Raw genomic sequence first — 23321 nt, 5'->3', positions numbered from 1 at the left:
GCCGGGCATTGCAGGTCCGTGAGGAGGAAAGGCCTTGAAAGACTTGCTGAATCTGCTGAAAAACCAGGGTCAAATCGAAGAGTTCGATGCCATCAAGATTGCCCTGGCCTCGCCCGAGATGATCCGTTCCTGGTCCTTCGGTGAAGTCAAGAAACCGGAAACCATCAACTACCGTACCTTCAAGCCCGAGCGCGATGGTCTGTTCTGCGCCAAGATCTTTGGCCCGGTCAAGGACTACGAATGCCTGTGCGGCAAGTACAAGCGCCTCAAGCACCGTGGCGTGATCTGTGAGAAGTGTGGCGTGGAAGTCGCACTGGCCAAGGTCCGTCGCGAGCGCATGGCGCACATCGAGCTGGCCTCGCCGGTCGCCCATATCTGGTTCCTCAAGTCGCTGCCGTCGCGTATCGGCTTGCTGCTGGACATGACCCTGCGCGATATCGAGCGCGTGCTCTATTTCGAGAGCTACGTCGTGATCAATCCAGGCATGACCACCCTGGAAAAAGGCCAGTTGCTCAACGACGAGCAATACTTCGAAGCGCTGGAAGAGTTCGGTGACGATTTCGATGCCCGCATGGGGGCCGAGGCCGTACGCGAGCTGTTGCACGAGATCGACCTGGAGCACGAGATCGGCCGCCTGCGCGAAGAGATTCCGCAGACCAACTCGGAAACCAAGATCAAGAAGCTGTCCAAGCGCCTCAAGCTGATGGAAGCCTTCCATGGCTCGGGCAACCTGCCCGAGTGGATGGTGCTGACCGTGCTGCCGGTGCTGCCGCCGGACCTGCGCCCGCTGGTGCCGCTGGACGGTGGTCGTTTCGCCACGTCCGACCTGAACGACCTGTATCGCCGCGTCATCAACCGTAACAACCGCCTGAAGCGTCTGCTCGACCTGTCCGCGCCGGACATCATCGTGCGCAACGAAAAGCGCATGCTGCAGGAAGCGGTCGATGCCCTGCTGGACAACGGCCGTCGCGGTCGCGCCATCACCGGGTCGAACAAGCGCCCGCTGAAGTCCCTGGCCGACATGATCAAAGGCAAGCAAGGCCGCTTCCGTCAGAACCTGCTCGGCAAGCGCGTGGACTACTCCGGGCGTTCGGTAATTACAGTGGGTCCGACCCTGCGTCTGCACCAGTGCGGTCTGCCGAAGAAAATGGCGCTCGAGCTGTTCAAGCCGTTCATTTTCGGCAAGCTGGAAGCGCGTGGCATGGCGACCACCATCAAGGCCGCCAAGAAAATGGTCGAGCGCGAACTGCCAGAGGTATGGGACGTTCTCGCCGAGGTGATCCGCGAGCATCCCGTGCTGCTCAACCGTGCACCTACCCTGCACCGTCTGGGTATCCAGGCGTTCGAGCCGGTGCTGATCGAAGGTAAGGCCATTCAACTGCACCCGCTGGTCTGCGCCGCCTACAACGCCGACTTCGACGGCGACCAGATGGCCGTGCACGTACCGCTGACGCTGGAAGCCCAGCTCGAAGCGCGTGCGCTGATGATGTCGACCAACAACATCCTCTCGCCGGCCAACGGCGAGCCGATCATCGTGCCGTCGCAGGACGTGGTCCTGGGGCTGTATTACATGACCCGCGAAGCGATCAACGCCAAGGGCGAGGGCCGCGTGTTCGCCGACCTGCAGGAAGTCGACCGGGTCTTCCGTGGCGGCCAGGCCTCGCTGCATGCGCGGGTCAAGGTGCGTATCAACGAAGTGGTCAAGGACCGCGATGGCGGTATCGCGCGTAACACCCGCATCGTCGACACCACCGTCGGTCGTGCGCTGCTGTTCCAGGTGGTGCCGGATGGCCTGTCCTTCGACGTGGTCAACCAGCCGATGAAGAAGAAGGCGATCTCCAAGCTGATCAACCAGTGCTACCGCACCGTTGGCCTGAAGGACACCGTGATCTTCGCCGACCAGCTGATGTACACCGGTTTCGCCTATTCGACCATTTCCGGTGTGTCGATCGGCGTCAACGACTTCGTCATTCCGGACGAGAAGGCCCGCATCATCGACGCCGCCACCGCCGAAGTGAAGGAAATCGAGTCGCAGTACGCCTCCGGCCTGGTGACCCAGGGCGAGAAGTACAACAAGGTGATCGACCTCTGGTCGAAAGCCAACGACGAAGTGTCCAAGGCGATGATGGCCAACCTCTCGAAAGAGAAGGTCATCGACCGCGAGGGCAAGGAAGTCGAGCAGGATTCCTTCAACTCCATGTACATGATGGCCGACTCCGGTGCCCGTGGTTCCGCTGCGCAGATCCGCCAGTTGGCGGGTATGCGTGGCCTGATGGCCAAGCCGGACGGCTCGATCATCGAGACGCCGATCACCGCGAACTTCCGTGAAGGCCTGAACGTACTGCAGTACTTCATTTCCACCCACGGTGCGCGTAAAGGCCTGGCGGATACCGCGCTGAAAACGGCGAACTCCGGTTACCTGACCCGCCGCCTGGTCGACGTGGCGCAGGACCTGGTGGTTACCGAGGTCGACTGCGGCACCGAGCAGGGCCTGCACATGACGCCGCACATCGAAGGTGGCGACGTGGTCGAGCCGCTGGGTGAGCGTGTCCTGGGGCGTGTCATCGCACGCGATGTGTTCAAGCCCGGCAGCGAAGAGATCCTGGTGCCGGCCGGCACCCTGATCGACGAGCAGTGGGTCGATTTCATCGAACTGAACACCATCGACGAAGTGACCGTGCGTTCGCCGATCACCTGCGAAACCCGCTACGGTATCTGCGCCAAATGCTATGGCCGCGACCTGGCTCGCGGTCATCAGGTCAACATCGGCGAGGCTGTCGGTGTCATCGCCGCCCAGTCCATCGGTGAGCCGGGTACCCAGCTGACCATGCGTACCTTCCACATCGGTGGTGCGGCGAGCCGGACTTCCGCGGTCGACAACGTGCTGGTGAAGAATGGCGGTATCGTCCGTCTGCACAACCTCAAGCATGTCGAGCGCGCCGACGGCGCCCTGGTCGCGGTATCCCGCTCCGGCGAGCTGGCCGTTGCCGATGAGTTCGGGCGCGAGCGCGAGCGCTACAAGCTGCCCTACGGTGCCGTCATTTCCGTCAAGGAAGGCGACAAGGTGGAAGCGGGCGCGGTCGTCGCCAAGTGGGACCCGCACACCCACCCGATCGTCACCGAGATGAAAGGTACCGTGACCTTCGTCGGCATGGAGGAGAACATCACCATCAAGCGCCAGACCGATGAGCTCACCGGCCTGACCAACATCGAGGTGATGGACCCGAAAGATCGTCCTGCCGCAGGCAAGGATATTCGTCCGGCGATCAAGATGGTCGATTCCAATGGCAAGGAGCTGCTGCTGCCGGGTACCGACGTACCGGCCCAGTACTTCCTGCCGGCGAACGCTCTGGTCGGTGTTGCCGATGGCGCGGAAATCAACGTGGGTGACGTCATTGCGCGTATCCCGCAGGAAACTTCCAAGACCCGCGATATCACCGGTGGTCTGCCGCGCGTCGCCGACCTGTTCGAGGCTCGTCGTCCGAAAGAGCCTTCGATCCTGGCGGAAATCAGCGGCACCATTTCCTTCGGCAAGGAAACCAAGGGCAAGCGTCGTCTGGTCATCACCCCGACCGATGGCAGCGATCCATACGAAGAGCTGATCCCGAAATGGCGCCACCTGAACGTCTTCGAAGGCGAGCAGGTGAACAAGGGCGAGGTGATTTCCGACGGTCCGAGCAACCCGCACGATATCCTGCGGCTGCTGGGCGTCAGTGCGCTGGCCCGCTACATCGTCAACGAGATCCAGGATGTCTACCGCCTGCAGGGCGTGAAGATCAACGACAAGCACATCGAGACCATCCTGCGGCAGATGTTGCGCAAGGTCGAAGTGAGCGAGTCCGGCGACTCCAGCTTCATCAAGGGCGATCAGGTCGAGCTGACCCAGGTGCTGGAGGAGAACGAGCAGTTGTCGGAAGAAGACAAGTTCGTCGCCAAGTACGTGCGGGTCCTGCTGGGTATCACCAAGGCGTCGCTGTCCACCGAGTCCTTCATCTCGGCGGCTTCCTTCCAGGAAACCACCCGCGTCCTCACCGAGGCCGCGGTTACCGGGAAGCGCGACTACCTGCGCGGTCTGAAAGAGAACGTGGTGGTCGGTCGCCTGATTCCGGCTGGTACCGGCCTGGCCTATCACAGCGAGCGCAAGCGTCGCCGTGATGCGGAAAAACCGCTTCGCGTAAGTGCCGATGAAGTCGAGGCGGCCCTGACCGAGGCGTTGAATTCCAGCGCCAGCTGACTGTGGGCGCCCGACGAAGGTCGGGCGTCTGCCTTGACGGTGTGCGGGAAGCTCTTTAGACTCTCGTACCCCTAATTTGGCGGGGCGCCTTGCCCTGCCATTTTTCGTTTGTGTCGAAAGACAACAGTGGAGCTAGTAGATGGCAACTATCAACCAGCTGGTACGCCAGCCGCGCAAGCGCGTCGTCGAGAAAAGCGACGTCCCTGCGCTGCAGAACTGCCCGCAACGTCGTGGCGTGTGCACTCGTGTATACACCACCACGCCCAAGAAACCGAACTCCGCACTGCGTAAAGTGTGCCGTGTTCGCCTGACCAATGGCTTCGAAGTCGCCTCGTACATCGGCGGTGAAGGCCACAACCTGCAAGAGCACAGCGTGGTGCTGATCCGTGGCGGTCGTGTAAAGGACCTTCCGGGTGTGCGTTACCACACCGTGCGCGGCTCCCTGGACACCTCGGGTGTCAAGGATCGCAAGCAGGGTCGTTCCAAGTACGGCGCCAAGCGTCCGAAGTAAGCAACATATCCATTTATTTGAGTCGATAAGAGTAAGGTCGGGCGTAGCTGTCGTTATCGTCCCGAGCTACCTGAAGACCGTTTGAGGGCTTATCAATGCCAAGACGTCGTGTAGCAGCCAAGCGCGAGATTCTGGATGATCCGAAGTACGGAAGCCAGATCCTCGCCAAGTTCATGAACCACGTGATGGAAAGCGGCAAGAAGGCCGTGGCCGAGCGCATCGTTTACGGTGCCCTGGACACAGTCAAGTCGCGCAAGAACAGCGATCCCCTGGAAATCTTCGAAAAAGCACTCGACGCCATCGCTCCGCTGGTCGAAGTGAAGTCCCGCCGCGTAGGTGGTGCGACTTACCAGGTTCCGGTCGAGGTTCGCCCGTCCCGTCGTAACGCGCTGGCAATGCGCTGGCTGGTAGACTCCGCGCGCAAACGCGGCGAGAAATCCATGGCTCTGCGCCTGGCTGGCGAGTTGCTGGATGCCTCCGAAGGCAAAGGCGCTGCGGTCAAGAAGCGTGAAGACGTGCATCGCATGGCCGAGGCCAACAAGGCCTTCTCGCATTACCGCTTCTGATTTCAGCGACACTAAACTTGCGAGGGCTTTATGGCTCGTACTACCCCTATCAACCGCTACCGGAACATTGGTATCTGTGCCCACGTTGACGCGGGCAAGACCACCACGACCGAGCGGGTTCTGTTCTACACCGGTATCAACCACAAGCTGGGCGAGGTGCATGATGGCGCCGCGACCACCGACTGGATGGTGCAGGAGCAGGAGCGCGGTATCACCATCACTTCGGCGGCGGTGACCACCTTCTGGAAAGGCTCTCGTGGCCAATTCGACAACTATCGCGTCAACGTCATCGACACCCCCGGTCACGTCGACTTCACCATCGAAGTAGAGCGCTCGCTGCGCGTGCTGGACGGTGCCGTCGTGGTGTTCTGCGGTACTTCGGGTGTCGAGCCGCAGTCCGAGACCGTATGGCGTCAGGCCAACAAGTACGGTGTTCCGCGTATCGTCTACGTGAACAAGATGGACCGCCAGGGCGCCAACTTCCTGCGTGTCGTCGAGCAGATCAAGAAGCGCCTGGGCCATACTCCGGTCCCGGTGCAACTGGCCATCGGTTCTGAAGAGAACTTCCAGGGCCAGGTCGACCTGGTCAAGATGAAGGCGATCTACTGGAATGACGAGGACAAGGGGACTTCCTATCGTGAGGAAGAGATCCCTGCCGAGCTCCAGGATCTGGCTGAAGAATGGCGCTCGAATATGGTAGAGGCTGCCGCCGAAGCCAATGAAGAACTGATGAACAAGTACCTCGAGGGCGGTGAGCTGACCGTTGAGGAAATCAAGGAGGGTCTGCGTGCGCGCACCCTCGCTGGTGAAATCGTTCCTGCCGTTTGCGGTTCCTCCTTCAAGAACAAGGGCGTGCCCCTGGTTCTCGATGCCGTGATCGACTACCTGCCGGCGCCGACCGACATTCCTCCGATTCAGGGTGTAAGCCCGGATGACGAGGAGCAGACCGATGAGCGCGTCGCCTCCGATGAGGCTCCGTTCTCGGCACTGGCGTTCAAGATCGCTACCGACCCCTTCGTGGGTACTCTGACTTTCGCCCGTGTGTATTCCGGTGTGCTGGCTTCCGGCGACTCCGTGATCAACTCGGTGAAAGGCAAGAAAGAGCGTGTTGGTCGTATGGTGCAGATGCACGCCAACCAGCGTGAAGAGATCAAGGAAGTGCGCGCAGGCGATATCGCCGCGTTGATTGGCATGAAGGATGTCACCACGGGCGATACCCTGTGCGATATCGACAAGCCGATCATCCTCGAGCGCATGGACTTCCCGGAGCCGGTCATCTCGGTTGCCGTCGAGCCGAAAACCAAGGCCGACCAGGAGAAAATGGGTATCGCGCTGGGCCGTCTGGCTCAGGAGGATCCTTCTTTCCGCGTCAAAACCGACGAAGAAACCGGCCAGACCATCATTTCCGGCATGGGCGAGCTGCACCTGGATATCATCGTCGACCGTATGCGTCGCGAGTTCGGTGTCGAGGCCAACATCGGCAAGCCGCAGGTTTCCTACCGCGAGAAGATCACCAAGACCAACGTCGAGATCGAAGGCAAGTTCGTTCGTCAGTCCGGTGGTCGTGGTCAGTTCGGTCACTGCTGGATCCGCTTCTCGCCTGCCGATGAAGGTGAGGAAGGGCTGGTCTTTACCAGTGAAGTGGTAGGTGGTGTGGTTCCGAAGGAATACATCCCGGCCATCCAGAAGGGCATCGAAGAGCAGATGAAGAACGGCGTTGTCGCTGGCTATCCGCTCCTCGGTCTGAAGGCAGTCGTCTACGATGGTTCCTACCATGACGTCGACTCCAACGAGATGGCGTTCAAGATCGCTGCTTCCATGGCGACCAAGCAGCTGGCCCAGAAGGGCGGTGGCGTGGTTCTCGAGCCGATCATGAAGGTCGAAGTGGTGACTCCAGAGGACTACATGGGTGACGTGATGGGTGACCTGAACCGTCGTCGTGGTCTGATCCAGGGGATGGAAGATTCGGTTTCGGGTAAAGTTATCCGCGCCGAGGTTCCGCTGGGAGAGATGTTCGGTTATGCGACCGACGTCCGCTCCATGTCCCAGGGTCGCGCCAGCTATTCCATGGAATTCTCCAAATACTCCGAAGCTCCGTCGAACATCGTCGAAGCACTGGTTAAAAAACAAGGCTGATTCAGCCCTTTAGGCAAGAGGTTCACTGTCGTGGCTAAAGAAAAATTCGAACGTAACAAACCGCACGTCAACGTTGGCACCATTGGTCACGTCGACCATGGCAAGACCACCCTGACTGCAGCACTGACTCGCGTCTGCTCCGAAGTCTTCGGCTCGGCCAAGGTCGACTTCGACAAGATCGACAGCGCCCCGGAAGAGAAGGCTCGCGGTATCACCATCAACACTGCGCACGTGGAGTACGACTCGAACATTCGTCACTACGCGCACGTTGACTGCCCGGGTCACGCCGACTACGTGAAGAACATGATCACCGGTGCCGCCCAGATGGACGGCGCGATCCTGGTCTGCTCGGCTGCCGACGGCCCCATGCCGCAAACTCGCGAGCACATCCTGCTGTCCCGCCAGGTGGGCGTTCCTTACATCGTCGTGTTCCTGAACAAGGCCGACATGGTCGATGATGCCGAGCTGCTGGAGCTGGTCGAGATGGAAGTTCGCGACCTGCTGAGCACCTACGACTTCCCGGGTGATGACACTCCGATCATCATCGGTTCCGCGTTGATGGCGTTGAACGGCGAAGACGACAACGAGCTGGGCACCACCGCGGTGAAGAAGCTGGTCGAGACGCTGGATACCTACATTCCCGAGCCGGTTCGTGCGATCGACCGTCCGTTCCTGATGCCGATCGAAGACGTGTTCTCGATCTCCGGTCGTGGCACCGTGGTAACCGGTCGTGTCGAGCGCGGTATCGTCAAGGTTCAGGAAGAGATCGAGATCGTCGGTCTGCGTCCTACCACCAAGACTACCTGCACCGGTGTGGAAATGTTCCGCAAGCTGCTGGACGAAGGTCGTGCTGGTGAGAACTGCGGCGTCCTGCTGCGTGGCACCAAGCGTGACGAGGTCGAGCGTGGCCAGGTTCTGGCCAAGCCGGGCACGATCAAGCCGCACACCAAGTTCGAAGCTGAAGTGTACGTTCTGTCCAAGGAAGAGGGTGGTCGTCACACTCCGTTCTTCAAGGGCTACCGTCCGCAGTTCTACTTCCGTACCACTGACGTGACCGGTTCGTGCGAGCTGCCGGAAGGCGTCGAGATGGTCATGCCGGGTGACAACATCAAGATGGTTGTCACCCTGATCAAGCCGATCGCCATGGAAGACGGCCTGCGCTTCGCTATCCGCGAAGGTGGTCGTACCGTCGGCGCCGGCGTGGTCGCCAAGATCGTCGAGTAATTCATCGACGCTCTGAGAAAGGCCCCTTCGGGGGCCTTTTTCTATTGTTGATCATTTATTGACACCCCATGGGGCCATCCGTACAATTACGCCTCCTTTTACCCGGCGTATTGCGCCTGGTGGGGATGGCTACTAGGAGTCTGAGGTCAAAATGCAAAACCAACAAATCCGTATTCGGTTGAAGGCTTTTGACCATCGCCTGATCGATCAATCAACCCAGGAAATCGTGGAAACCGCGAAACGTACTGGTGCTCAGGTGCGTGGTCCGATTCCGCTGCCAACTCGCAAAGAGCGATTCACGGTGCTGATCTCCCCGCACGTCAACAAAGACGCGCGCGATCAGTATGAAATCCGTACTCACAAGCGTGTGCTGGACATCGTTCAGCCGACGGATAAAACCGTCGATGCGTTGATGAAGCTCGATCTTGCGGCTGGTGTGGAAGTGCAGATCAGCCTCGGCTAAAACTCCGGTTTTAGTCGTGTAACGCTCTGAAATGGGCGGCCATAGCGGGTGAAAGCCCCGTACACATAAGAGGTTTCAAAATGACTATTGGTGTAGTCGGTCGTAAGTGCGGCATGACCCGCATTTTCACCGAAGAAGGTGTCTCTATTCCGGTTACGGTCATCGAGGTCGAACCGAATCGCGTCACTCAGTTCAAGAACGAAGAGAGCGATGGCTATCTCGCCGTGCAGGTAACTGTCGGTGAGCGTCGTGCCTCTCGCGTCAGCAAGGCTCAAGCCGGGCATTTCGCCAAGGCCAACGTCGCCGCTGGTCGTTCCGTCATCGAGTTCCGCCTGGAAGAAGGCGAGTACGCAGTCGGTGACGAAATCAAGGCCGAGATTTTCCAGGCAGGGCAACTGGTCGATGTGACCGGCCAGTCCAAGGGTAAAGGCTTTGCCGGTACCATCAAGCGCTGGAACTTCCGTGGTCAGGACAATACCCACGGTAACTCCGTTTCCCACCGCGTCCCGGGTTCCATTGGCCAATGCCAGACTCCTGGTCGTGTATTCAAGGGCAAGAAAATGTCCGGTCATATGGGCGCCGAGCGCGTGACCGTTCAGTCCCTGGAAATCGTGCGTGTCGATGCAGAGCGCAATCTGCTGCTGGTCAAGGGCGCTGTGCCCGGCGCCACTGGCGGTGATGTGCTCGTGCGTCCGGCTGCCAAGGCTCGCGGGTAAGGGGGAGTTCAGATGCAATTGAATGTTAATGGCGCACAAGCCATAGAAGTCTCCGAGCACACCTTCGGTGGTGAGTTCAACGAGACCCTGGTTCACCAGGCAGTCGTCGCCTACATGGCTGGCGGTCGTCAGGGCAGCAAGCAGCAGAAGACCCGTTCCGACGTGGCTGGTGGCGGCAAGCGCCCGTGGCGTCAGAAGGGCACTGGTCGTGCCCGTGCCGGTACCACTCGTGGTCCGATCTGGCGTGGCGGTGGTGTGACTTTCGCTGCCCGCCCGCAGAACCATGATCAGAAGCTCAACAAGAAGATGTATCGCGCAGCTCTGCGCTCCATCCTTGCCGAGCTGGTCCGTTCCGATCGTCTGGTGGTCGTCGAGAACTTCGCCGTCGAAGCGCCGAAGACCAAGGAGCTTGCCAGCAAGCTCAATGGCCTGGGCCTGAATGATGTGCTGATCGTTTCCGATTCCGTGGACGAGAACCTGTACCTGGCAGCACGCAACCTGCCGCACGTCGATGTTCGTGATGTGCAAGGTTCGGATCCTGTCAGTCTGATCGCCTATGACAAGGTGCTGATCACCGTGTCGGCCGTGAAGAAATTCGAGGAGCTGCTGGGATGAACCAGGAACGCGTATTCAAAGTCCTGCTTGGTCCGCACGTCTCCGAGAAGGCAACCGTGCTGGCTGACAGCAAGAGCCAATTCGTTTTCAAGGTTGCCACCGATGCAACCAAGCTGGAAATCAAGAAGGCCGTCGAAAGCCTGTTCAACGTGAAGGTAGCCAAGGTCTCCACCCTGAATGTCCAGGGCAAGACCAAGCGCACCGCTCGCGGCCTGGGCAAGCGCAACGACTGGAAGAAGGCGTACATCGCTCTTCAACCGGGCCAGGATCTCGATTTCTCCGGCACTGCTGAGTAAGGAAGGGGTGCATCATGGCAATCGTTAAATGCAAACCGACTTCCGCGGGCCGCCGCTTCGTGGTCAAGGTGGTTGGTCAGGAGCTGCACAAAGGCGCTCCCTATGCTCCGCTGCTCGAGAAGAAGTCGAAAAGCGGCGGCCGTAACAACAACGGTCGTATCACCACTCGCCACATCGGCGGTGGTCACAAGCAGCACTACCGTCTGGTCGATTTTCGCCGCAACAAGGATGGCATTCCCGCCATCGTCGAGCGTGTCGAATACGATCCGAACCGTACTGCACACATCGCTCTGCTGAAGTACGCGGACGGTGAGCGTCGCTACATCATCGCGCCGAAAGGCGTGAGCGCCGGCGATCAGCTGGTGTCCGGTGTCAACGCTCCGATCAAGGCTGGCAACAGCCTGCCGCTGCGCAACATTCCGCTGGGTTCCACTGTTCACGGTATCGAGCTCAAGCCGGGCAAGGGTGCCCAGATCGCTCGCTCTGCTGGTGCCTCGGCTCAGTTGGTCGCTCGTGAAGGTGCCTATGTGACGCTGCGTCTGCGTTCCGGCGAAATGCGCAAAGTGCTGGCCGAGTGCCGTGCAACTCTGGGCGAAGTCTCGAACTCCGAGCATAGCCTGCGCTCCCTGGGTAAGGCTGGCGCCAAGCGCTGGCGTGGTGTTCGCCCGACCGTTCGCGGTGTGGCGATGAACCCGGTCGATCACCCCCATGGTGGTGGTGAAGGTCGTACCTCGGGCGGTCGTCATCCGGTGTCGCCGTGGGGCTTCCCGACCAAGGGTGCGAAGACCCGGTCGAACAAGCGCACCGATAACATGATTGTCCGTCGTCGCAAGTAATTAGAGGGATACGACAGTGCCGCGTTCTCTGAAAAAAGGTCCTTTTATCGATCTTCACCTATTGAAGAAGGTCGAGGTGGCGGTGGAGAAGGGCGATCGCAAGCCGGTTAAAACCTGGTCTCGCCGCTCGATGATTCTGCCGCAAATGGTCGGTCTGACCATCGCTGTGCACAACGGTCGCCAACATGTCCCGGTTCTCGTGAACGAAGACATGGTCGGCCACAAGCTCGGCGAGTTCGCTGCTACCCGCACCTATCGCGGGCACGTAGCGGACAAGAAAGGCAAGCGCTAAGGGGTAAGGAAAGATGGAAGTAGCCGCTAAGTTGTCGGGCGCTCGCATCTCCGCCCAGAAAGCCCGCCTGGTCGCCGACCAGATCCGCGGGAAGAAGGTGGGCGACGCGCTCAACCTCCTGGCTTTCAGCAGTAAGAAAGCCGCCGAGATCATGAAAAAAGTGCTGGAGTCGGCCGTTGCCAACGCCGAGCACAACGAAGGCGCTGATGTGGATGACCTGAAAGTCTCTACTGTCTTCGTCAACGAGGGGCGTTCGCTTAAGCGCATCATGCCACGTGCCAAAGGCCGTGCTGATCGCATCGTCAAGCGGTCTTGCCATATCACTGTCAAGGTTGCGGACAAGTAACGGAGTCGATCAGATGGGTCAGAAAGTACATCCCACTGGCATTCGCCTGGGAATCGTCAAGGAGCACACCTCCGTCTGGTACGCAGACGGTCGTAACTACGCCGATTATCTGCTTGCAGATCTGAATGTGCGTGCGTACCTCCAAGACAAATTAAAAAGCGCGTCCGTAAGCCGGATCGACATTGCTCGCCCGGCGCAAACCGCACGCATCACCATCCACACCGCTCGCCCCGGTATCGTTATCGGCAAGAAAGGTGAGGATGTCGAGAAGCTGCGCCAGGACCTGACCAAGCAAATGGGTGTGCCGGTGCACATCAACATCGAAGAGATCCGCAAGCCGGAACTCGATGCAATGCTGGTTGCACAGAGCGTTGCTCAGCAGCTGGAGCGCCGTGTGATGTTCCGTCGCGCGATGAAACGCGCTGTACAGAACGCCATGCGCATTGGTGCCAAGGGCATCAAGATCCAGGTCAGTGGTCGTCTGGGTGGGGCGGAGATCGCCCGTACCGAGTGGTATCGCGAAGGGCGTGTGCCGCTGCACACCCTGCGTGCCGATATCGATTACAACACTTACGAAGCACACACCACCTATGGTGTGATCGGCGTCAAGGTGTGGATCTTCAAGGGCGAGGTCATCGGTGGCCAGCATGAAGAGCTCAAGCCGCAAGCGCCTGCTCCTCGTAAGAAAGCTGCCAAGTAAGGAGTACGCCACATGTTGCAACCAAAGCGTACAAAATTCCGCAAGCAGATGACTGGCCACAACCGTGGTCTGGCTCAGCGCGGTAGCAAGGTCAGCTTCGGCGAGTTCGCGCTGAAGTCGGTTTCCCGTGGTCGCCTGACTGCACGTCAGATCGAAGCCGCGCGTCGTGCTCTTACTCGTCACGTGAAACGTGGCGGCAAGATCTGGATTCGCGTATTCCCCGACAAGCCTGTCACCAAGAAGCCTCTGGAAGTCCGGATGGGTAAAGGTAAGGGTAACGTCGAGTACTGGGTAGCCCAGATTCAACCGGGCAAGGTGCTCTACGAGATCGAGGGTGTTTCCGAAGAGCTGGCGCGCGAGGCTTTTGCCCTGGCTGCTGCAAAGCTGCCGCTCGCCACCTCCTTTGTTAAGCGGACGGTGATGTGATGAGTGCGAAAGAACTTCGTGAAAAATCCGTTCAGCAGCTGAACGAGCAATTGCTCGAGTTGCTGCGCGACCAGTTCAATCTGCGTATGCAGAAGGCAACTGGCCAGTTGGGGCAGTCTCACCTGCTCTCGCAAGTCAAGCGCGATATCGCTCGTGTCAAGACTGTGCTCAACCAGCAGGCAGGTAAGTGATCATGGCTGAAGCTCAGAAAACCGTCCGTACGCTGACCGGTCGTGTTGTCAGCGACAAAATGGACAAGACCATCACCGTTCTGATCGAGCGTCGCGTCAAGCACCCGATCTACGGTAAATATGTGAAGCGTTCGACCAAGCTGCACGCTCATGACGAGACCAACCAGTGCAAGATCGGCGACAAGGTTTCCATCCGTGAAACCCGTCCGCTGGCCAAGACCAAGACCTGGGCACTGGTTGAAGTCCTTGAACGCGCAGTCGAAGTCTAAGGGCTAGGGGTCGGAGAAATTATATGATTCAGACTCAATCCATGCTCGATGTCGCCGACAACAGTGGTGCTCGTCGCGTCATGTGCATCAAGGTGCTGGGCGGTTCCCACCGTCGTTATGCCGGCATCGGTGACATCATCAAGGTTACCGTCAAGGAAGCGATTCCTCGTGGCAAGGTCAAGAAAGGCCAGGTAATGACTGCTGTGGTAGTCCGTACCCGTCACGGTGTTCGTCGTCCCGATGGTTCCATCATCCGCTTCGACGGCAATGCTGCTGTTCTGCTGAACAACAAGCAGGAGCCGATTGGCACCCGTATCTTCGGGCCGGTGACGCGTGAGCTTCGTACCGAGAAGTTCATGAAAATCGTCTCGCTCGCCCCAGAAGTGCTGTAAGGAGTCGTCGCATGCAAAAGATTCGTCGCAACGACGAGATCATCGTCATCGCCGGCAAGGACAAGGGCAAGCGTGGCAAGGTGCTGCGGGTTCTCGCTGACGACCGTCTGGTCGTCGGTGGTGTCAACCTGGTCAAGCGCCATACCAAGCCGAACCCGATGTCGGGCGTTCAAGGCGGTATCGTCGAGAAAGAGGCGCCGTTGCACGCCTCCAACGTTGCCATTTTCAACGGTGAAACCAACAAGGCAGATCGTGTTGGCTTCAAGGTAGAAGACGGCAAGAAAATTCGTGTCTTCAAGTCGACCCAGAAACCGGTCGATGCTTGAGGCTGCTAGGTAGATAACCATGGCACGACTAAAAGAGATTTACCGGAAAGAAATCGCGCCCAAGCTGAAGGAAGAACTGAAGCTTGCGAACGTGATGGAAGTCCCCCGTATCACCAAAATCACCCTCAACATGGGGCTTGGCGAAGCGATCGGTGACAAGAAGATCATCGAGAACGCCGTTGCCGATCTCGAGAAGATCACTGGTCAGAAGGTCGTCGTGACCCACGCGCGCAAGTCGATTGCGGGCTTCAAGGTTCGCGAAGGCTGGCCGATCGGTGTCAAGGTCACTCTGCGTAGCGATCGCATGTATGAGTTCCTGGATCGTCTGCTGTCGATCTCCCTGCCTCGTGTCCGCGACTTCCGCGGCCTGAATGCCAAGTCCTTCGATGGCCGCGGCAACTACAGCATGGGCGTGAAAGAGCAGATCATCTTCCCGGAAATCGATTACGACAAGATCGATGCCCTGCGTGGTCTGGACATCACCCTGACTACCACTGCCCGTACGGATGATGAAGGTCGCGCCCTGCTGCGTGCTTTCAACTTCCCGTTCCGCAACTGATCGGAGTAGGCAAATGGCCAAACAAAGCATGAAGAACCGCGAGCTGAAGCGTCAGCAGACGGTTGCCAAATATGCTCAGAAGCGTGCTGCCCTGAAAGCCACCATCGTCAATCCGAACAGCAGTCCGGAAGAGCGTTGGGAAGCCCAGGTAGCCCTGCAGAAGCAGCCGCGTGATGCAAGCGCTTCGCGCCTGCGCAATCGCTGCCGCCTGACCGGTCGTCCGCATGGTGTGTATCGCAAGTTCGGTCTTGCGCGCACCAAGCTGCGTGAAGCGGCAATGCGTGGCGACGTACCGGGCCTGGTGAAAGCCAGCTGGTAATGACGGTCCAGGCCTCATCGAGGTCTGGCTCTCATTCGAATCAAGCCCCTCATGGGGCTTGATTCGTTTATGACATTCTTCTAGAATGCCCGGCTCGCCCGACATTCGCATTTTATTGCGGGTCGCTGGTGGGCGACAGAAGCCGTTCAGCGGCTTATTTTTTTGATTTAGGAGCCAAGAGCCCATGAGTATGCAGGACCCGTTAGCGGACATGCTAACTCGTATCCGTAATGCCCAGATGGCCGAAAAGTCCGTCGTAAGCATGCCGTCTTCCAAGTTGAAGGTGGCTGTTGCCAACGTTCTTCAAGGTGAAGGCTACATCGCGGGATACGAAGTCAGTGGCGACGCAAAGCCGCAGTTGTCCATCGAGCTGAAATACTTCGAAGGCCGTCCGGTCATCGAGGAGCTCAAGCGTGTAAGCCGTCCTGGCCTTCGCCAGTACAAGTCCGTCGATCAGTTGCCGAAAGTTCGCGGCGGCCTGGGCGTGTCGATCGTTTCCACCAATAAGGGTGTGATGACTGATCGTGCCGCTCGTGCCGCTGGTGTTGGCGGCGAAGTGCTCTGCACTGTGTTCTAAGGGGGGATAAGCATGTCTCGCGTTGCTAAGAACCCCGTCAAACTGCCGGCCGGTGTCGAGATCAAACTCGCAGGCCAGCAACTGTCGGTGAAGGGTGCCAAGGGCGCTCTCGAACTGAATGTTCATCCCTCCGTGGAAGTGACCCAGGAGTCCGGCGAGCTGCGTTTCGCTGCGCGTAATGGCGATCAGCAGAACCGTGCCATGGCCGGTACTACCCGGGCGCTGGTGAACAATATGGTTATCGGTGTCAGCCAGGGTTTCGAGCGCAAGCTGCAACTGGTTGGTGTTGGTTACAAGGCTCAGGCCAAAGGTCAGGTGCTGTCGCTGGCTCTCGGCTTCTCCCACCCGGTGGAGTATGAGCTGCCCCAGGGCGTTACTGCTGAAACCCCAAGCCAGACCGATATCCTGATCAAGGGTATCGACAAGCAACTGGTTGGTCAGGTGGCTGCCGACATCCGCGACTTCCGTCGTCCTGAGCCGTACAAAGGCAAAGGCGTGCGTTACGCGGACGAAGTTGTCCGTCGTAAAGAAGCCAAGAAGAAGTAGGGGCCTAGGATATGAGCGACAAAAAAGTTATCCGTCTGCGTCGTGCCCGCAAAGCGCGCCTGAAGATTCGCGAACTCGAAAGCGTGCGTCTCAGCGTCTACCGTTCTTCGCAGCACATTTACGCACAGGTCATTTCGGCCGACGGCGGCAAGGTCCTGGCCAGTGCCTCGACTCTGGACAAAGAACTGCGTGATGGCGCCACCGGCAACATCGACGCTGCCAAGAAGGTTGGCCAACTGGTCGCCGAGCGTGCCAAGGCCGCTGGCGTCACCCAGGTGGCGTTCGACCGTTCTGGCTTCAAGTACCACGGTCGTGTCAAGGCACTGGCTGATGCTGCTCGTGAAGGCGGGCTGGAGTTCTAAGTTATGGCAAATAACGAGCAAAAGCGCGACGAAGGCTACATTGAGAAGCTGGTTCAGGTTAACCGCGTCGCCAAGACAGTAAAAGGTGGTCGTATCTTCACCTTCACCGCGCTGACCGTGGTGGGTGATGGCAAGGGCCGCGTAGGTTTCGGTCGCGGCAAGTCCCGTGAAGTCCCGGCTGCCATCCAGAAGGCCATGGAGGCGGCTCGCCGCAACATGATCCAGGTCGATCTGAACGGCACCACTCTGCAGTACCCGGTGAAGTCCGCCCATGGCGCTTCCAAGGTCTACATGCAGCCGGCCTCCGATGGTACGGGTGTGATCGCCGGTGGTGCCATGCGCGCCATCCTCGAAGTCGCTGGCGTGCAGAACGTTCTGGCCAAGTGTTATGGCTCGACCAACCCGGTCAACGTGGTCAACGCCACGTTCAAGGGTCTGAAAGCCATGCAGTCGCCTGAGTCGGTCGCAGCCAAGCGTGGCAAGAGCGTCGAGGAGATTCTCTAACCATGGCTAATGCAACTGTCAAAGTTACCCTGGTCAAGAGCCTGAACGGCCGCCTGGCCAATCACAAGGCTTGCGTCAAGGGTCTCGGCCTGCGTCGTATCGGTCATACCGTCGAGGTTCAGGACACTCCTGAAAATCGCGGCATGATCAACAAGGCCTATTACCTTCTCCGAGTGGAGGGTTGATCCATGCATTTGAACGATCTGCGTTCCGCGCCGGGTGCCCGTCGCGAAAAGCTGCGCCCAGGGCGCGGTATCGGTAGCGGCCTCGGCAAGACCGGTGGCCGTGGTCACAAAGGCCAGACTTCCCGTTCGGGGGGCAAGATCGCTCCCGGTTTCGAGGGTGGTCAACAGCCCCTGCATCGCCGTCTGCCGAAGTTCGGCTTCGTCTCCCTGAAAGCCATGGATCGCGCCGAGGTTCGTACCTCCGAGCTGGCCAAGGTCGAAGGTGACGTGGTTACTCTGCAGAGCCTGAAGGACGCCGACATCATCAACCAGAACGTGCAGCGTGTGAAAGTCATGCTGTCGGGCGAGGTTGGTCGTGCGGTGACTCTGAAAGGCATCGCCGCCACCAAGGGTGCGCGTGCGGCTATCGAAGCAGCTGGTGGCAAGTTCGAGGAATAAATGGCTAAGCAAGGTGCTCTCTCCGCGCTGAGTAATGGTGGGCTGTCCGAGCTCTGGGCACGTCTGCGCTTTCTGTTCATGGCGATCATCGTCTATCGGATAGGCGCACACATTCCCGTGCCGGGGATCAACCCCGATAGGCTGGCCGAGCTGTTCCGTCAGAACGAAGGGACCATCCTTAGTCTGTTCAACATGTTTTCCGGTGGCGCGCTGGAGCGCATGAGTATCTTTGCACTGGGGATCATGCCGTACATTTCGGCATCGATCATCATGCAGCTCATGACTGCCGTCAGCCCGCAACTCGAACAGTTGAAGAAAGAGGGTGAGGCCGGACGTCGCAAGATCAGCCAGTACACGCGTTACGGTACGCTGGTTCTGGCTATCGTGCAGGCGGTCGGCATGTCGGTTGGCCTGGCTGGTCAGGGAGTCGCCTTCAGCAATGATTTCGGCTTCTACTTCGTGGCCATCACAACCTTCGTGGCGGGTGCGATGTTCATGATGTGGCTGGGTGAGCAGATCACCGAGCGTGGTGTCGGCAACGGTATCTCGATGCTGATCTTCGCGGGTATCGTCGCTGGCCTGCCGGGCGCCCTCGGGCAGTCCTTCGAGTCGGCGCGCCAGGGTGATATCAATATCATTGCCCTGTTGGCCGTGGGATTGCTGGCGGTAGCGATCATCGGTTTCGTGGTGTTCATCGAGCGTGGCCAACGGCGTATCGCCGTCCACTACGCCAAGCGTCAGCAGGGCCGCAAGGTCTTCGCTGCGCAGACCAGCCATCTGCCGTTGAAAGTGAACATGGCGGGTGTGATTCCCGCGATTTTCGCCAGCAGCATCCTGTTGTTCCCTGCGTCCCTGGGGCAGTGGTTCGGTCAGTCCGAAAATCTGGGCTGGCTGGCGGATGTTTCGCAAGCCATCGCACCGGGGCAGCCGCTCAATATCCTGTTGTTCAGTGCCGGTATCATTTTCTTCTGCTTCTTCTATACGGCGTTGATGTTCAACCCGAAAGACGTGGCGGAGAACCTGAAGAAGTCTGGTGCTTTTATCCCGGGGATTCGTCCTGGCGAGCAGTCGGCGCGCTACATCGATGGCGTTCTGACCCGCTTGACCATGTTCGGTGCCCTCTACATGACGGCCGTCTGTCTGTTGCCCCAGTTCCTTGTGGTCGCAGCCAATGTGCCGTTCTACCTTGGCGGGACCTCGTTGCTGATCGTGGTTGTGGTTGTCATGGACTTCATGTCCCAAGTTCAATCCCACCTGGTATCGCACCAGTACGATTCCCTGATGAAGAAAGCCAACCTGAAGGGGTACGGCAGCGGAATGCTTCGCTGAACGTGATCCGTAAGGTTAGAGGAGTTGGTGATGAAAGTTCGTGCATCGGTTAAAAAGCTGTGCCGTAACTGCAAGGTCATTCGTCGCGACGGTGTCGTGCGTGTGATCTGCAGCGCAGAGCCGCGTCACAAGCAGCGCCAAGGCTGATTGTGAGTAAAGCGTGAAACCCGGCAGCTAGTGCGCTGCCGGGTTGAATATTTGTTATTACAGCGTTAATATCTTGCGCCCTTTTCTTGGCTTCCGGGGCGTAGGTAGCTGTCAATTGGAGTTTCACTGAATGGCCCGTATTGCAGGCGTAAACATTCCGGATAACAAGCACACTGTTATCTCGCTGACCTACATCTACGGTGTTGGTCGCACTCGTGCACAGAGCATCTGTGCCGCTACCGGTGTCAATCCGGCAGCGAAAATCAAGGATCTTTCGGACGAGCAGGTCGAACTGCTGCGTGGCGAAGTCGGCAAGTTCATTGTCGAGGGTGATCTGCGTCGCGAAGTCAACATGAAGATCAAGCGCTTGATGGACCTGGGTTGCTACCGCGGCCTGCGTCATCGTCGTGGTCTGCCGGTTCGCGGACAGCGTACCAAGACCAACGCGCGTACCCGCAAGGGCCCGCGTAAGCCGATCCGCAAGTAATAGCTCGGGAATCTGATCATGGCAAAACCTGCTGCTCGTCCTCGTAAGAAAGTCAAAAAGACAGTGGTCGATGGGATCGCCCATATCCACGCGTCTTTCAACAACACCATCGTGACCATCACCGACCGTCAGGGCAATGCATTGTCCTGGGCTACCTCGGGTGGTTCAGGGTTCCGCGGCTCGCGCAAGAGCACTCCGTTCGCCGCTCAGGTCGCTGCCGAGCGTGCCGGCCAGGCTGCTCTGGAATACGGTCTGAAGAACCTCGACGTCAACGTCAAGGGTCCTGGCCCGGGTCGTGAATCCGCCGTGCGTGCATTGAATGCATGTGGCTACAAAATCGCCAGCATCACCGACGTGACGCCCATCCCGCACAACGGGTGCCGTCCGCCGAAGAAGCGCCGCGTGTAATCAGGAGACAGTGAGAAATGGCTCGTTATATTGGTCCCAAATGCAAACTGTCCCGTCGTGAAGGCACTGATCTCTTCCTGAAGAGCGGTGCGCGCGCGCTCGAATCCAAGTGCAACATCGAGACTCCTCCAGGTGTCCACGGCCAGCGCCGCGGTCGTCTGTCGGACTACGGTACCCAACTGCGCGAGAAGCAAAAGGTTCGTCGTATCTACGGCGTCCTGGAGCGTCAGTTCAGCGGTTACTACAAGCTGGCTGCGAGCCGTAAGGGCGCGACCGGCGAGAACCTCCTGCAACTGCTGGAGTGCCGTCTCGACAACGTCGTTTATCGCATGGGCTTCGGCGCCACTCGTGCCGAGTCGCGTCAGTTGGTTTCCCATAAAGCGATCAGCGTGAACGGCCAGACCGTCAACGTGCCTTCCTATCAGGTCAAGGCCGGTGATGTCATCGCCATTCGCGAGAAGAGCCGCAATCAGCTGCGCATTGCCCAGGCCCTCGATCTGTGCGCTCAGCGCGGTCGCGTCGAATGGGTCGAAGTGGACGTCGACAAGAAATCCGGTGTTTTCAAGAATGTTCCGGCTCGCAGTGATCTGTCCGCCGACATCAACGAAAACCTGATTGTCGAGCTCTACTCCAAGTAAGGGCTAGAAAATAGGTGTATCCATGCAGAGTTCGGTAAATGAGTTCCTGACCCCCCGCCATATCGATGTGCAGGTGGTCAGTCCGACCCGTGCCAAGATCACGCTCGAGCCTCTCGAGCGTGGTTTTGGCCACACCCTGGGCAACGCGCTGCGTCGTATTCTGTTGTCCTCCATGCCTGGCTGCGCTGTAGTCGAGGCGGAGATCGACGGCGTGCTCCACGAGTACAGCGCCATCGAGGGCGTGCAGGAAGACGTGATCGAAATCCTGCTCAACCTCAAAGGTATCGCCATCAAGCTGCACGGCCGTGATGAAGTGACCTTGAGCCTGGTGAAGAAGGGCGCGGGCGCTGTTACCGCTGCCGATATCCAGCTGGATCACGATGTCGAAATCGTCAATAGCGATCACCTGATCGCCAATCTGGCGGCCAATGGTTCGCTCAACATGAAGCTCAAGGTCGCTCGCGGCCGCGGTTACGAGCCTGCTGATGCACGTCAGAACGAGGAAGACGAGACCCGTAGTATCGGTCGTCTCCAGCTCGACGCCACCTTCAGCCCGGTTCGCCGTGTCGCTTATGTTGTCGAGAACGCTCGTGTCGAGCAGCGCACCAACCTGGACAAGCTGATCATCGATCTGGAAACCAACGGTACACTGGACCCTGAAGAGGCCATCCGTCGTGCCGCTACCATCCTGCAGCAGCAACTGGCTGCGTTCGTCGACCTGAAGGGCGACAGCGAGCCGGTTGTGGTCGAGCAGGAAGACGAGATCGATCCGATTCTGCTGCGCCCGGTCGATGACCTGGAGCTGACCGTACGTTCGGCCAACTGCCTGAAGGCAGAGAACATCTACTACATCGGTGACCTGATCCAGCGCACCGAAGTGGAATTGTTGAAAACGCCGAACCTGGGCAAGAAGTCCCTGACTGAAATCAAGGACGTTCTGGCTTCTCGCGGTTTGTCCCTCGGAATGCGCCTGGATAACTGGCCGCCGGCAAGTCTCAAGAAGGACGATAAGGCCACTGCCTGATGTCCCCTAGTCACCGAACTATGGTTTGGTAAGGAATTTCAATCATGCGTCATCGTAAAAGTGGCCGTCATCTGAGCCGCACCAGCGCCCACCGCAAGGCCATGTTCCAGAACATGGCGGTGTCGCTGTTCGAGCACGAACTGATCAAGACCACCCTGCCGAAAGCCAAGGAACTGCGTCGCGTTGCCGAGCCGCTGATCACCCTGGCCAAGGAAGACAGCATCGCCAATCGCCGCCTGGCGTTCGACCGCACCCGTTCCAAAGCGGCTGTCGGCAAGCTGTTCAACGACCTGGGCAAGCGCTACGCCACCCGTCAGGGCGGTTACCTGCGCATCCTCAAGGCGGGCTTCCGCGCTGGGGACAATGCACCCATGGCCTACGTCGAGCTGGTTGACCGCCCGGTCACCGGTGAGGTCGAAGCCGCCGAGTGATCCTTCGCGGGTCTCTCCGAAAAACCGGGCCATGTGCCCGGTTTTTTATTACTTGCTTTCCAGGCCTGCCATTTCCTGGTGGCGGGATGGCTCTGCTTATTGTGGTGCCGTGATGGTTCTGGGGCAGTCCTGCTCAGGTGGGGACGCTGACCAGTGTCAGGATGCGCTCTTCACCTATGCTGAACTGTCCCGGGAGTTCGCTGCCTCGCGGCCAGTCCGGTGCGAGTTCGCGTAGCAGTCGCAGTCTGGCATGCCCGTCCTCCGATACCTCGTGCAGTTCGGCATCCTGGAAGTGGAAATATTGTCCGACCAGGGGGTTGAGGGCCTTGAACAGGCTCTCCTTGAAGGAGAACGCCAGGGTCAGGTGACGGGCATAGGCTTCTGGCGATAGCCCCTGGCAGGCCGCCTGTTCGTCCGCTGTGAGAATCTGCCGGGCGAGACGTTCGGCCCGCTCAGGGTTCATGCAGGGTTCGGCATCTATGCCCAGGGAGCGCCAGTCCGCTGCCTGGGCCGCGACCGCGGCGGCCCAGCCGTGGCTGTGGGTGATCGAGCCGACGGTCCTGGATGGCCAGCAGGGGGCGCGATTCTCGCTGGAGGGCAGCACATGCCCGTGGCCGGTGGCGTATTGCAAGGCGGCGAAGGCGCAGAGGCGGCCGGCGAGGAACTCTGCCTGGCGTTTGCGAACCCCTGTGGGCAGGGCAAGCCCGAAATCATTGAAGTCATCCTCCCGCAGGCGTTCGGCGTCGAATCCTGTGCTGACCAGGCTGATGCCTGGCAGGGGCTGGGGCAGGGGCCAGTGTGCCTGCAGCGGGCTGCAGAAGGGTGGCT

Annotated in this window: 34 protein-coding genes; 33 read left to right on the top strand and 1 reads right to left on the bottom strand. The window is 59.1% G+C overall.

Annotated features, from left to right (window positions below):
* Window positions 1-34: 34 nt before the first annotated feature.
* The 33 genes from rpoC (at window position 35) to rplQ (ending at window position 22493) form a co-directional block, all read left to right on the top strand.
* Window positions 35-4234 carry a DNA-directed RNA polymerase subunit beta' gene (gene rpoC, locus DNJ95_RS17650; RefSeq protein WP_131186037.1) on the top strand — a complete coding sequence of 1400 codons (4200 nt, stop codon included), beginning with the start codon at window positions 35-37 and terminating at the stop codon, window positions 4232-4234.
* A gap of 139 nt (window positions 4235-4373) precedes the next feature.
* Entirely contained in the window at window positions 4374-4745 is a 372-nt protein-coding gene (rpsL, locus tag DNJ95_RS17645) for a 30S ribosomal protein S12 (protein WP_003291416.1), read from the top strand.
* Window positions 4746-4840: 95 nt separating this feature from the next.
* Complete coding sequence (rpsG, locus tag DNJ95_RS17640) at window positions 4841-5311, top strand: 30S ribosomal protein S7 (RefSeq protein WP_012699299.1); 471 nt, start codon at window positions 4841-4843, stop codon at window positions 5309-5311.
* A gap of 30 nt (window positions 5312-5341) precedes the next feature.
* Window positions 5342-7447, top strand: coding sequence for an elongation factor G (gene fusA, locus DNJ95_RS17635; RefSeq protein WP_131186036.1), 2106 nt, complete (start codon window positions 5342-5344; stop codon window positions 7445-7447).
* Between the two features lie 30 nt (window positions 7448-7477).
* Window positions 7478-8671: an elongation factor Tu gene (gene tuf / locus DNJ95_RS17630; protein ID WP_131186035.1), complete on the top strand. Its 1194-nt coding sequence runs from the start codon at window positions 7478-7480 to the stop codon at window positions 8669-8671.
* 151 nt (window positions 8672-8822) lie between these two features.
* On the top strand, window positions 8823-9134 hold the full coding sequence (gene rpsJ / locus DNJ95_RS17625) for a 30S ribosomal protein S10 (RefSeq protein WP_003103876.1): 312 nt from the start codon (window positions 8823-8825) through the stop codon (window positions 9132-9134).
* A gap of 80 nt (window positions 9135-9214) precedes the next feature.
* Entirely contained in the window at window positions 9215-9850 is a 636-nt protein-coding gene (rplC, locus tag DNJ95_RS17620; RefSeq protein WP_131186034.1) for a 50S ribosomal protein L3, read from the top strand.
* Window positions 9851-9862: 12 nt separating this feature from the next.
* Window positions 9863-10465, top strand: a complete 603-nt coding sequence (gene rplD / locus DNJ95_RS17615) for a 50S ribosomal protein L4 (RefSeq protein ID WP_131186033.1) — start codon at window positions 9863-9865, stop codon at window positions 10463-10465.
* A complete protein-coding gene (gene rplW, locus DNJ95_RS17610; protein ID WP_131186032.1) occupies window positions 10462-10761 on the top strand; it encodes a 50S ribosomal protein L23 in 300 nt (99 codons plus the stop codon). Before rplD ends, rplW begins: the two co-directional genes overlap by 4 nt.
* A gap of 14 nt (window positions 10762-10775) precedes the next feature.
* On the top strand, window positions 10776-11597 hold the full coding sequence (rplB, locus tag DNJ95_RS17605; RefSeq protein WP_131186031.1) for a 50S ribosomal protein L2: 822 nt from the start codon (window positions 10776-10778) through the stop codon (window positions 11595-11597).
* Between the two features lie 16 nt (window positions 11598-11613).
* Window positions 11614-11889 (top strand): 30S ribosomal protein S19, encoded by a 276-nt coding sequence (gene rpsS / locus DNJ95_RS17600; protein WP_131186030.1) that lies wholly within the window; start codon window positions 11614-11616, stop codon window positions 11887-11889.
* A 13-nt stretch (window positions 11890-11902) separates the two neighbouring features.
* Window positions 11903-12235: a 50S ribosomal protein L22 gene (gene rplV / locus DNJ95_RS17595; RefSeq protein WP_003304070.1), complete on the top strand. Its 333-nt coding sequence runs from the start codon at window positions 11903-11905 to the stop codon at window positions 12233-12235.
* 13 nt (window positions 12236-12248) lie between these two features.
* On the top strand, window positions 12249-12935 hold the full coding sequence (gene rpsC, locus DNJ95_RS17590; protein WP_131186029.1) for a 30S ribosomal protein S3: 687 nt from the start codon (window positions 12249-12251) through the stop codon (window positions 12933-12935).
* A 12-nt stretch (window positions 12936-12947) separates the two neighbouring features.
* Complete coding sequence (rplP, locus tag DNJ95_RS17585) at window positions 12948-13361, top strand: 50S ribosomal protein L16 (protein WP_028238758.1); 414 nt, start codon at window positions 12948-12950, stop codon at window positions 13359-13361.
* Complete coding sequence (rpmC, locus tag DNJ95_RS17580) at window positions 13361-13552, top strand: 50S ribosomal protein L29 (RefSeq protein ID WP_131186028.1); 192 nt, start codon at window positions 13361-13363, stop codon at window positions 13550-13552. The genes rplP and rpmC overlap by 1 nt, the downstream gene beginning before the upstream one ends.
* A 2-nt stretch (window positions 13553-13554) precedes the next feature.
* Window positions 13555-13821, top strand: a complete 267-nt coding sequence (gene rpsQ, locus DNJ95_RS17575) for a 30S ribosomal protein S17 (RefSeq protein WP_131186027.1) — start codon at window positions 13555-13557, stop codon at window positions 13819-13821.
* A gap of 23 nt (window positions 13822-13844) precedes the next feature.
* The gene (rplN, locus tag DNJ95_RS17570) at window positions 13845-14213 is read left to right on the top strand and encodes a 50S ribosomal protein L14 (protein WP_003281831.1); all 369 of its coding nucleotides are present in this window, start codon (window positions 13845-13847) and stop codon (window positions 14211-14213) included.
* A gap of 11 nt (window positions 14214-14224) precedes the next feature.
* Complete coding sequence (rplX, locus tag DNJ95_RS17565; protein WP_131186026.1) at window positions 14225-14539, top strand: 50S ribosomal protein L24; 315 nt, start codon at window positions 14225-14227, stop codon at window positions 14537-14539.
* 19 nt (window positions 14540-14558) lie between these two features.
* The gene (gene rplE / locus DNJ95_RS17560) at window positions 14559-15098 is read left to right on the top strand and encodes a 50S ribosomal protein L5 (RefSeq protein ID WP_131186025.1); all 540 of its coding nucleotides are present in this window, start codon (window positions 14559-14561) and stop codon (window positions 15096-15098) included.
* Window positions 15099-15111: 13 nt separating this feature from the next.
* Complete coding sequence (rpsN, locus tag DNJ95_RS17555) at window positions 15112-15417, top strand: 30S ribosomal protein S14 (protein ID WP_131186024.1); 306 nt, start codon at window positions 15112-15114, stop codon at window positions 15415-15417.
* Window positions 15418-15601: 184 nt separating this feature from the next.
* Complete coding sequence (gene rpsH / locus DNJ95_RS17550; protein WP_131186023.1) at window positions 15602-15994, top strand: 30S ribosomal protein S8; 393 nt, start codon at window positions 15602-15604, stop codon at window positions 15992-15994.
* Between the two features lie 12 nt (window positions 15995-16006).
* On the top strand, window positions 16007-16540 hold the full coding sequence (rplF, locus tag DNJ95_RS17545; RefSeq protein WP_131186022.1) for a 50S ribosomal protein L6: 534 nt from the start codon (window positions 16007-16009) through the stop codon (window positions 16538-16540).
* 11 nt (window positions 16541-16551) lie between these two features.
* Complete coding sequence (rplR, locus tag DNJ95_RS17540) at window positions 16552-16902, top strand: 50S ribosomal protein L18 (protein ID WP_131186021.1); 351 nt, start codon at window positions 16552-16554, stop codon at window positions 16900-16902.
* 3 nt (window positions 16903-16905) lie between these two features.
* Window positions 16906-17406 (top strand): 30S ribosomal protein S5, encoded by a 501-nt coding sequence (rpsE, locus tag DNJ95_RS17535; protein WP_131186020.1) that lies wholly within the window; start codon window positions 16906-16908, stop codon window positions 17404-17406.
* Between the two features lie 2 nt (window positions 17407-17408).
* Window positions 17409-17591 carry a 50S ribosomal protein L30 gene (rpmD, locus tag DNJ95_RS17530; RefSeq protein WP_084339561.1) on the top strand — a complete coding sequence of 61 codons (183 nt, stop codon included), beginning with the start codon at window positions 17409-17411 and terminating at the stop codon, window positions 17589-17591.
* Between the two features lie 3 nt (window positions 17592-17594).
* A complete protein-coding gene (gene rplO, locus DNJ95_RS17525; RefSeq protein ID WP_131186019.1) occupies window positions 17595-18029 on the top strand; it encodes a 50S ribosomal protein L15 in 435 nt (144 codons plus the stop codon).
* Complete coding sequence (gene secY / locus DNJ95_RS17520) at window positions 18030-19358, top strand: preprotein translocase subunit SecY (protein WP_131186018.1); 1329 nt, start codon at window positions 18030-18032, stop codon at window positions 19356-19358.
* Window positions 19359-19388: 30 nt separating this feature from the next.
* Complete coding sequence (gene rpmJ, locus DNJ95_RS17515; RefSeq protein WP_043217073.1) at window positions 19389-19505, top strand: 50S ribosomal protein L36; 117 nt, start codon at window positions 19389-19391, stop codon at window positions 19503-19505.
* A gap of 130 nt (window positions 19506-19635) precedes the next feature.
* Complete coding sequence (rpsM, locus tag DNJ95_RS17510; RefSeq protein ID WP_131186017.1) at window positions 19636-19992, top strand: 30S ribosomal protein S13; 357 nt, start codon at window positions 19636-19638, stop codon at window positions 19990-19992.
* An 18-nt stretch (window positions 19993-20010) separates the two neighbouring features.
* Window positions 20011-20400: a 30S ribosomal protein S11 gene (gene rpsK, locus DNJ95_RS17505; protein ID WP_003093689.1), complete on the top strand. Its 390-nt coding sequence runs from the start codon at window positions 20011-20013 to the stop codon at window positions 20398-20400.
* Between the two features lie 17 nt (window positions 20401-20417).
* Window positions 20418-21038, top strand: a complete 621-nt coding sequence (gene rpsD, locus DNJ95_RS17500) for a 30S ribosomal protein S4 (protein WP_131186016.1) — start codon at window positions 20418-20420, stop codon at window positions 21036-21038.
* A 22-nt stretch (window positions 21039-21060) separates the two neighbouring features.
* Window positions 21061-22062, top strand: coding sequence for a DNA-directed RNA polymerase subunit alpha (locus DNJ95_RS17495; protein WP_131186015.1), 1002 nt, complete (start codon window positions 21061-21063; stop codon window positions 22060-22062).
* Window positions 22063-22106: 44 nt separating this feature from the next.
* Complete coding sequence (rplQ, locus tag DNJ95_RS17490) at window positions 22107-22493, top strand: 50S ribosomal protein L17 (RefSeq protein WP_131186014.1); 387 nt, start codon at window positions 22107-22109, stop codon at window positions 22491-22493.
* 133 nt (window positions 22494-22626) lie between these two features.
* Here the strand turns inward: rplQ and DNJ95_RS17485 are convergent.
* Window positions 22627-23321 (bottom strand): 4'-phosphopantetheinyl transferase family protein (locus DNJ95_RS17485; protein WP_338069650.1); only part of this gene is annotated, 695 nt, incomplete at its 5' end.

The sequence above is a fragment of the Stutzerimonas kirkiae genome (genome assembly GCF_004327335.1).
In the GTDB taxonomy this organism is placed as follows: domain Bacteria; phylum Pseudomonadota; class Gammaproteobacteria; order Pseudomonadales; family Pseudomonadaceae; genus Stutzerimonas; species Stutzerimonas kirkiae.
Note: the sequence above shows the minus strand (reverse complement) of the source record. Positions and strands in the feature narration are given on the sequence as shown.

Bases quoted from the DNA above. Each gene is read 5' to 3' on its own strand.
- rpsQ (WP_131186027.1), top strand. From the start codon at position 13,555: ATGGCTGAAGCTCAGAAAACCGTCCGTACGCTGACCGGTCGTGTTGTC.
- rplV (WP_003304070.1), top strand. From the start codon at position 11,903: ATGGAAGTAGCCGCTAAGTTGTCGGGCGCTCGCATCTCCGCCCAGAAA.
- rpsM (WP_131186017.1), top strand. From the start codon at position 19,636: ATGGCCCGTATTGCAGGCGTAAACATTCCGGATAACAAGCACACTGTT.
- rplC (WP_131186034.1), top strand. From the start codon at position 9,215: ATGACTATTGGTGTAGTCGGTCGTAAGTGCGGCATGACCCGCATTTTC.
- rpsE (WP_131186020.1), top strand. From the start codon at position 16,906: ATGGCAAATAACGAGCAAAAGCGCGACGAAGGCTACATTGAGAAGCTG.
- rplP (WP_028238758.1), top strand. From the start codon at position 12,948: ATGTTGCAACCAAAGCGTACAAAATTCCGCAAGCAGATGACTGGCCAC.
- rpsL (WP_003291416.1), top strand. From the start codon at position 4,374: ATGGCAACTATCAACCAGCTGGTACGCCAGCCGCGCAAGCGCGTCGTC.
- rplN (WP_003281831.1), top strand. From the start codon at position 13,845: ATGATTCAGACTCAATCCATGCTCGATGTCGCCGACAACAGTGGTGCT.
- rpsN (WP_131186024.1), top strand. From the start codon at position 15,112: ATGGCCAAACAAAGCATGAAGAACCGCGAGCTGAAGCGTCAGCAGACG.
- DNJ95_RS17495 (WP_131186015.1), top strand. From the start codon at position 21,061: ATGCAGAGTTCGGTAAATGAGTTCCTGACCCCCCGCCATATCGATGTG.
- rplQ (WP_131186014.1), top strand. From the start codon at position 22,107: ATGCGTCATCGTAAAAGTGGCCGTCATCTGAGCCGCACCAGCGCCCAC.
- secY (WP_131186018.1), top strand. From the start codon at position 18,030: ATGGCTAAGCAAGGTGCTCTCTCCGCGCTGAGTAATGGTGGGCTGTCC.
- rpmJ (WP_043217073.1), top strand. From the start codon at position 19,389: ATGAAAGTTCGTGCATCGGTTAAAAAGCTGTGCCGTAACTGCAAGGTC.
- rpmD (WP_084339561.1), top strand. From the start codon at position 17,409: ATGGCTAATGCAACTGTCAAAGTTACCCTGGTCAAGAGCCTGAACGGC.
- rplB (WP_131186031.1), top strand. From the start codon at position 10,776: ATGGCAATCGTTAAATGCAAACCGACTTCCGCGGGCCGCCGCTTCGTG.
- rpsC (WP_131186029.1), top strand. From the start codon at position 12,249: ATGGGTCAGAAAGTACATCCCACTGGCATTCGCCTGGGAATCGTCAAG.
- rplF (WP_131186022.1), top strand. From the start codon at position 16,007: ATGTCTCGCGTTGCTAAGAACCCCGTCAAACTGCCGGCCGGTGTCGAG.
- rplO (WP_131186019.1), top strand. From the start codon at position 17,595: ATGCATTTGAACGATCTGCGTTCCGCGCCGGGTGCCCGTCGCGAAAAG.
- rplR (WP_131186021.1), top strand. From the start codon at position 16,552: ATGAGCGACAAAAAAGTTATCCGTCTGCGTCGTGCCCGCAAAGCGCGC.
- rpsK (WP_003093689.1), top strand. From the start codon at position 20,011: ATGGCAAAACCTGCTGCTCGTCCTCGTAAGAAAGTCAAAAAGACAGTG.
- rpsJ (WP_003103876.1), top strand. From the start codon at position 8,823: ATGCAAAACCAACAAATCCGTATTCGGTTGAAGGCTTTTGACCATCGC.
- rplW (WP_131186032.1), top strand. From the start codon at position 10,462: ATGAACCAGGAACGCGTATTCAAAGTCCTGCTTGGTCCGCACGTCTCC.
- rpsG (WP_012699299.1), top strand. From the start codon at position 4,841: ATGCCAAGACGTCGTGTAGCAGCCAAGCGCGAGATTCTGGATGATCCG.
- rplX (WP_131186026.1), top strand. From the start codon at position 14,225: ATGCAAAAGATTCGTCGCAACGACGAGATCATCGTCATCGCCGGCAAG.
- fusA (WP_131186036.1), top strand. From the start codon at position 5,342: ATGGCTCGTACTACCCCTATCAACCGCTACCGGAACATTGGTATCTGT.
- rpsH (WP_131186023.1), top strand. From the start codon at position 15,602: ATGAGTATGCAGGACCCGTTAGCGGACATGCTAACTCGTATCCGTAAT.
- rpmC (WP_131186028.1), top strand. From the start codon at position 13,361: ATGAGTGCGAAAGAACTTCGTGAAAAATCCGTTCAGCAGCTGAACGAG.
- rplD (WP_131186033.1), top strand. From the start codon at position 9,863: ATGCAATTGAATGTTAATGGCGCACAAGCCATAGAAGTCTCCGAGCAC.
- rpsD (WP_131186016.1), top strand. From the start codon at position 20,418: ATGGCTCGTTATATTGGTCCCAAATGCAAACTGTCCCGTCGTGAAGGC.
- rplE (WP_131186025.1), top strand. From the start codon at position 14,559: ATGGCACGACTAAAAGAGATTTACCGGAAAGAAATCGCGCCCAAGCTG.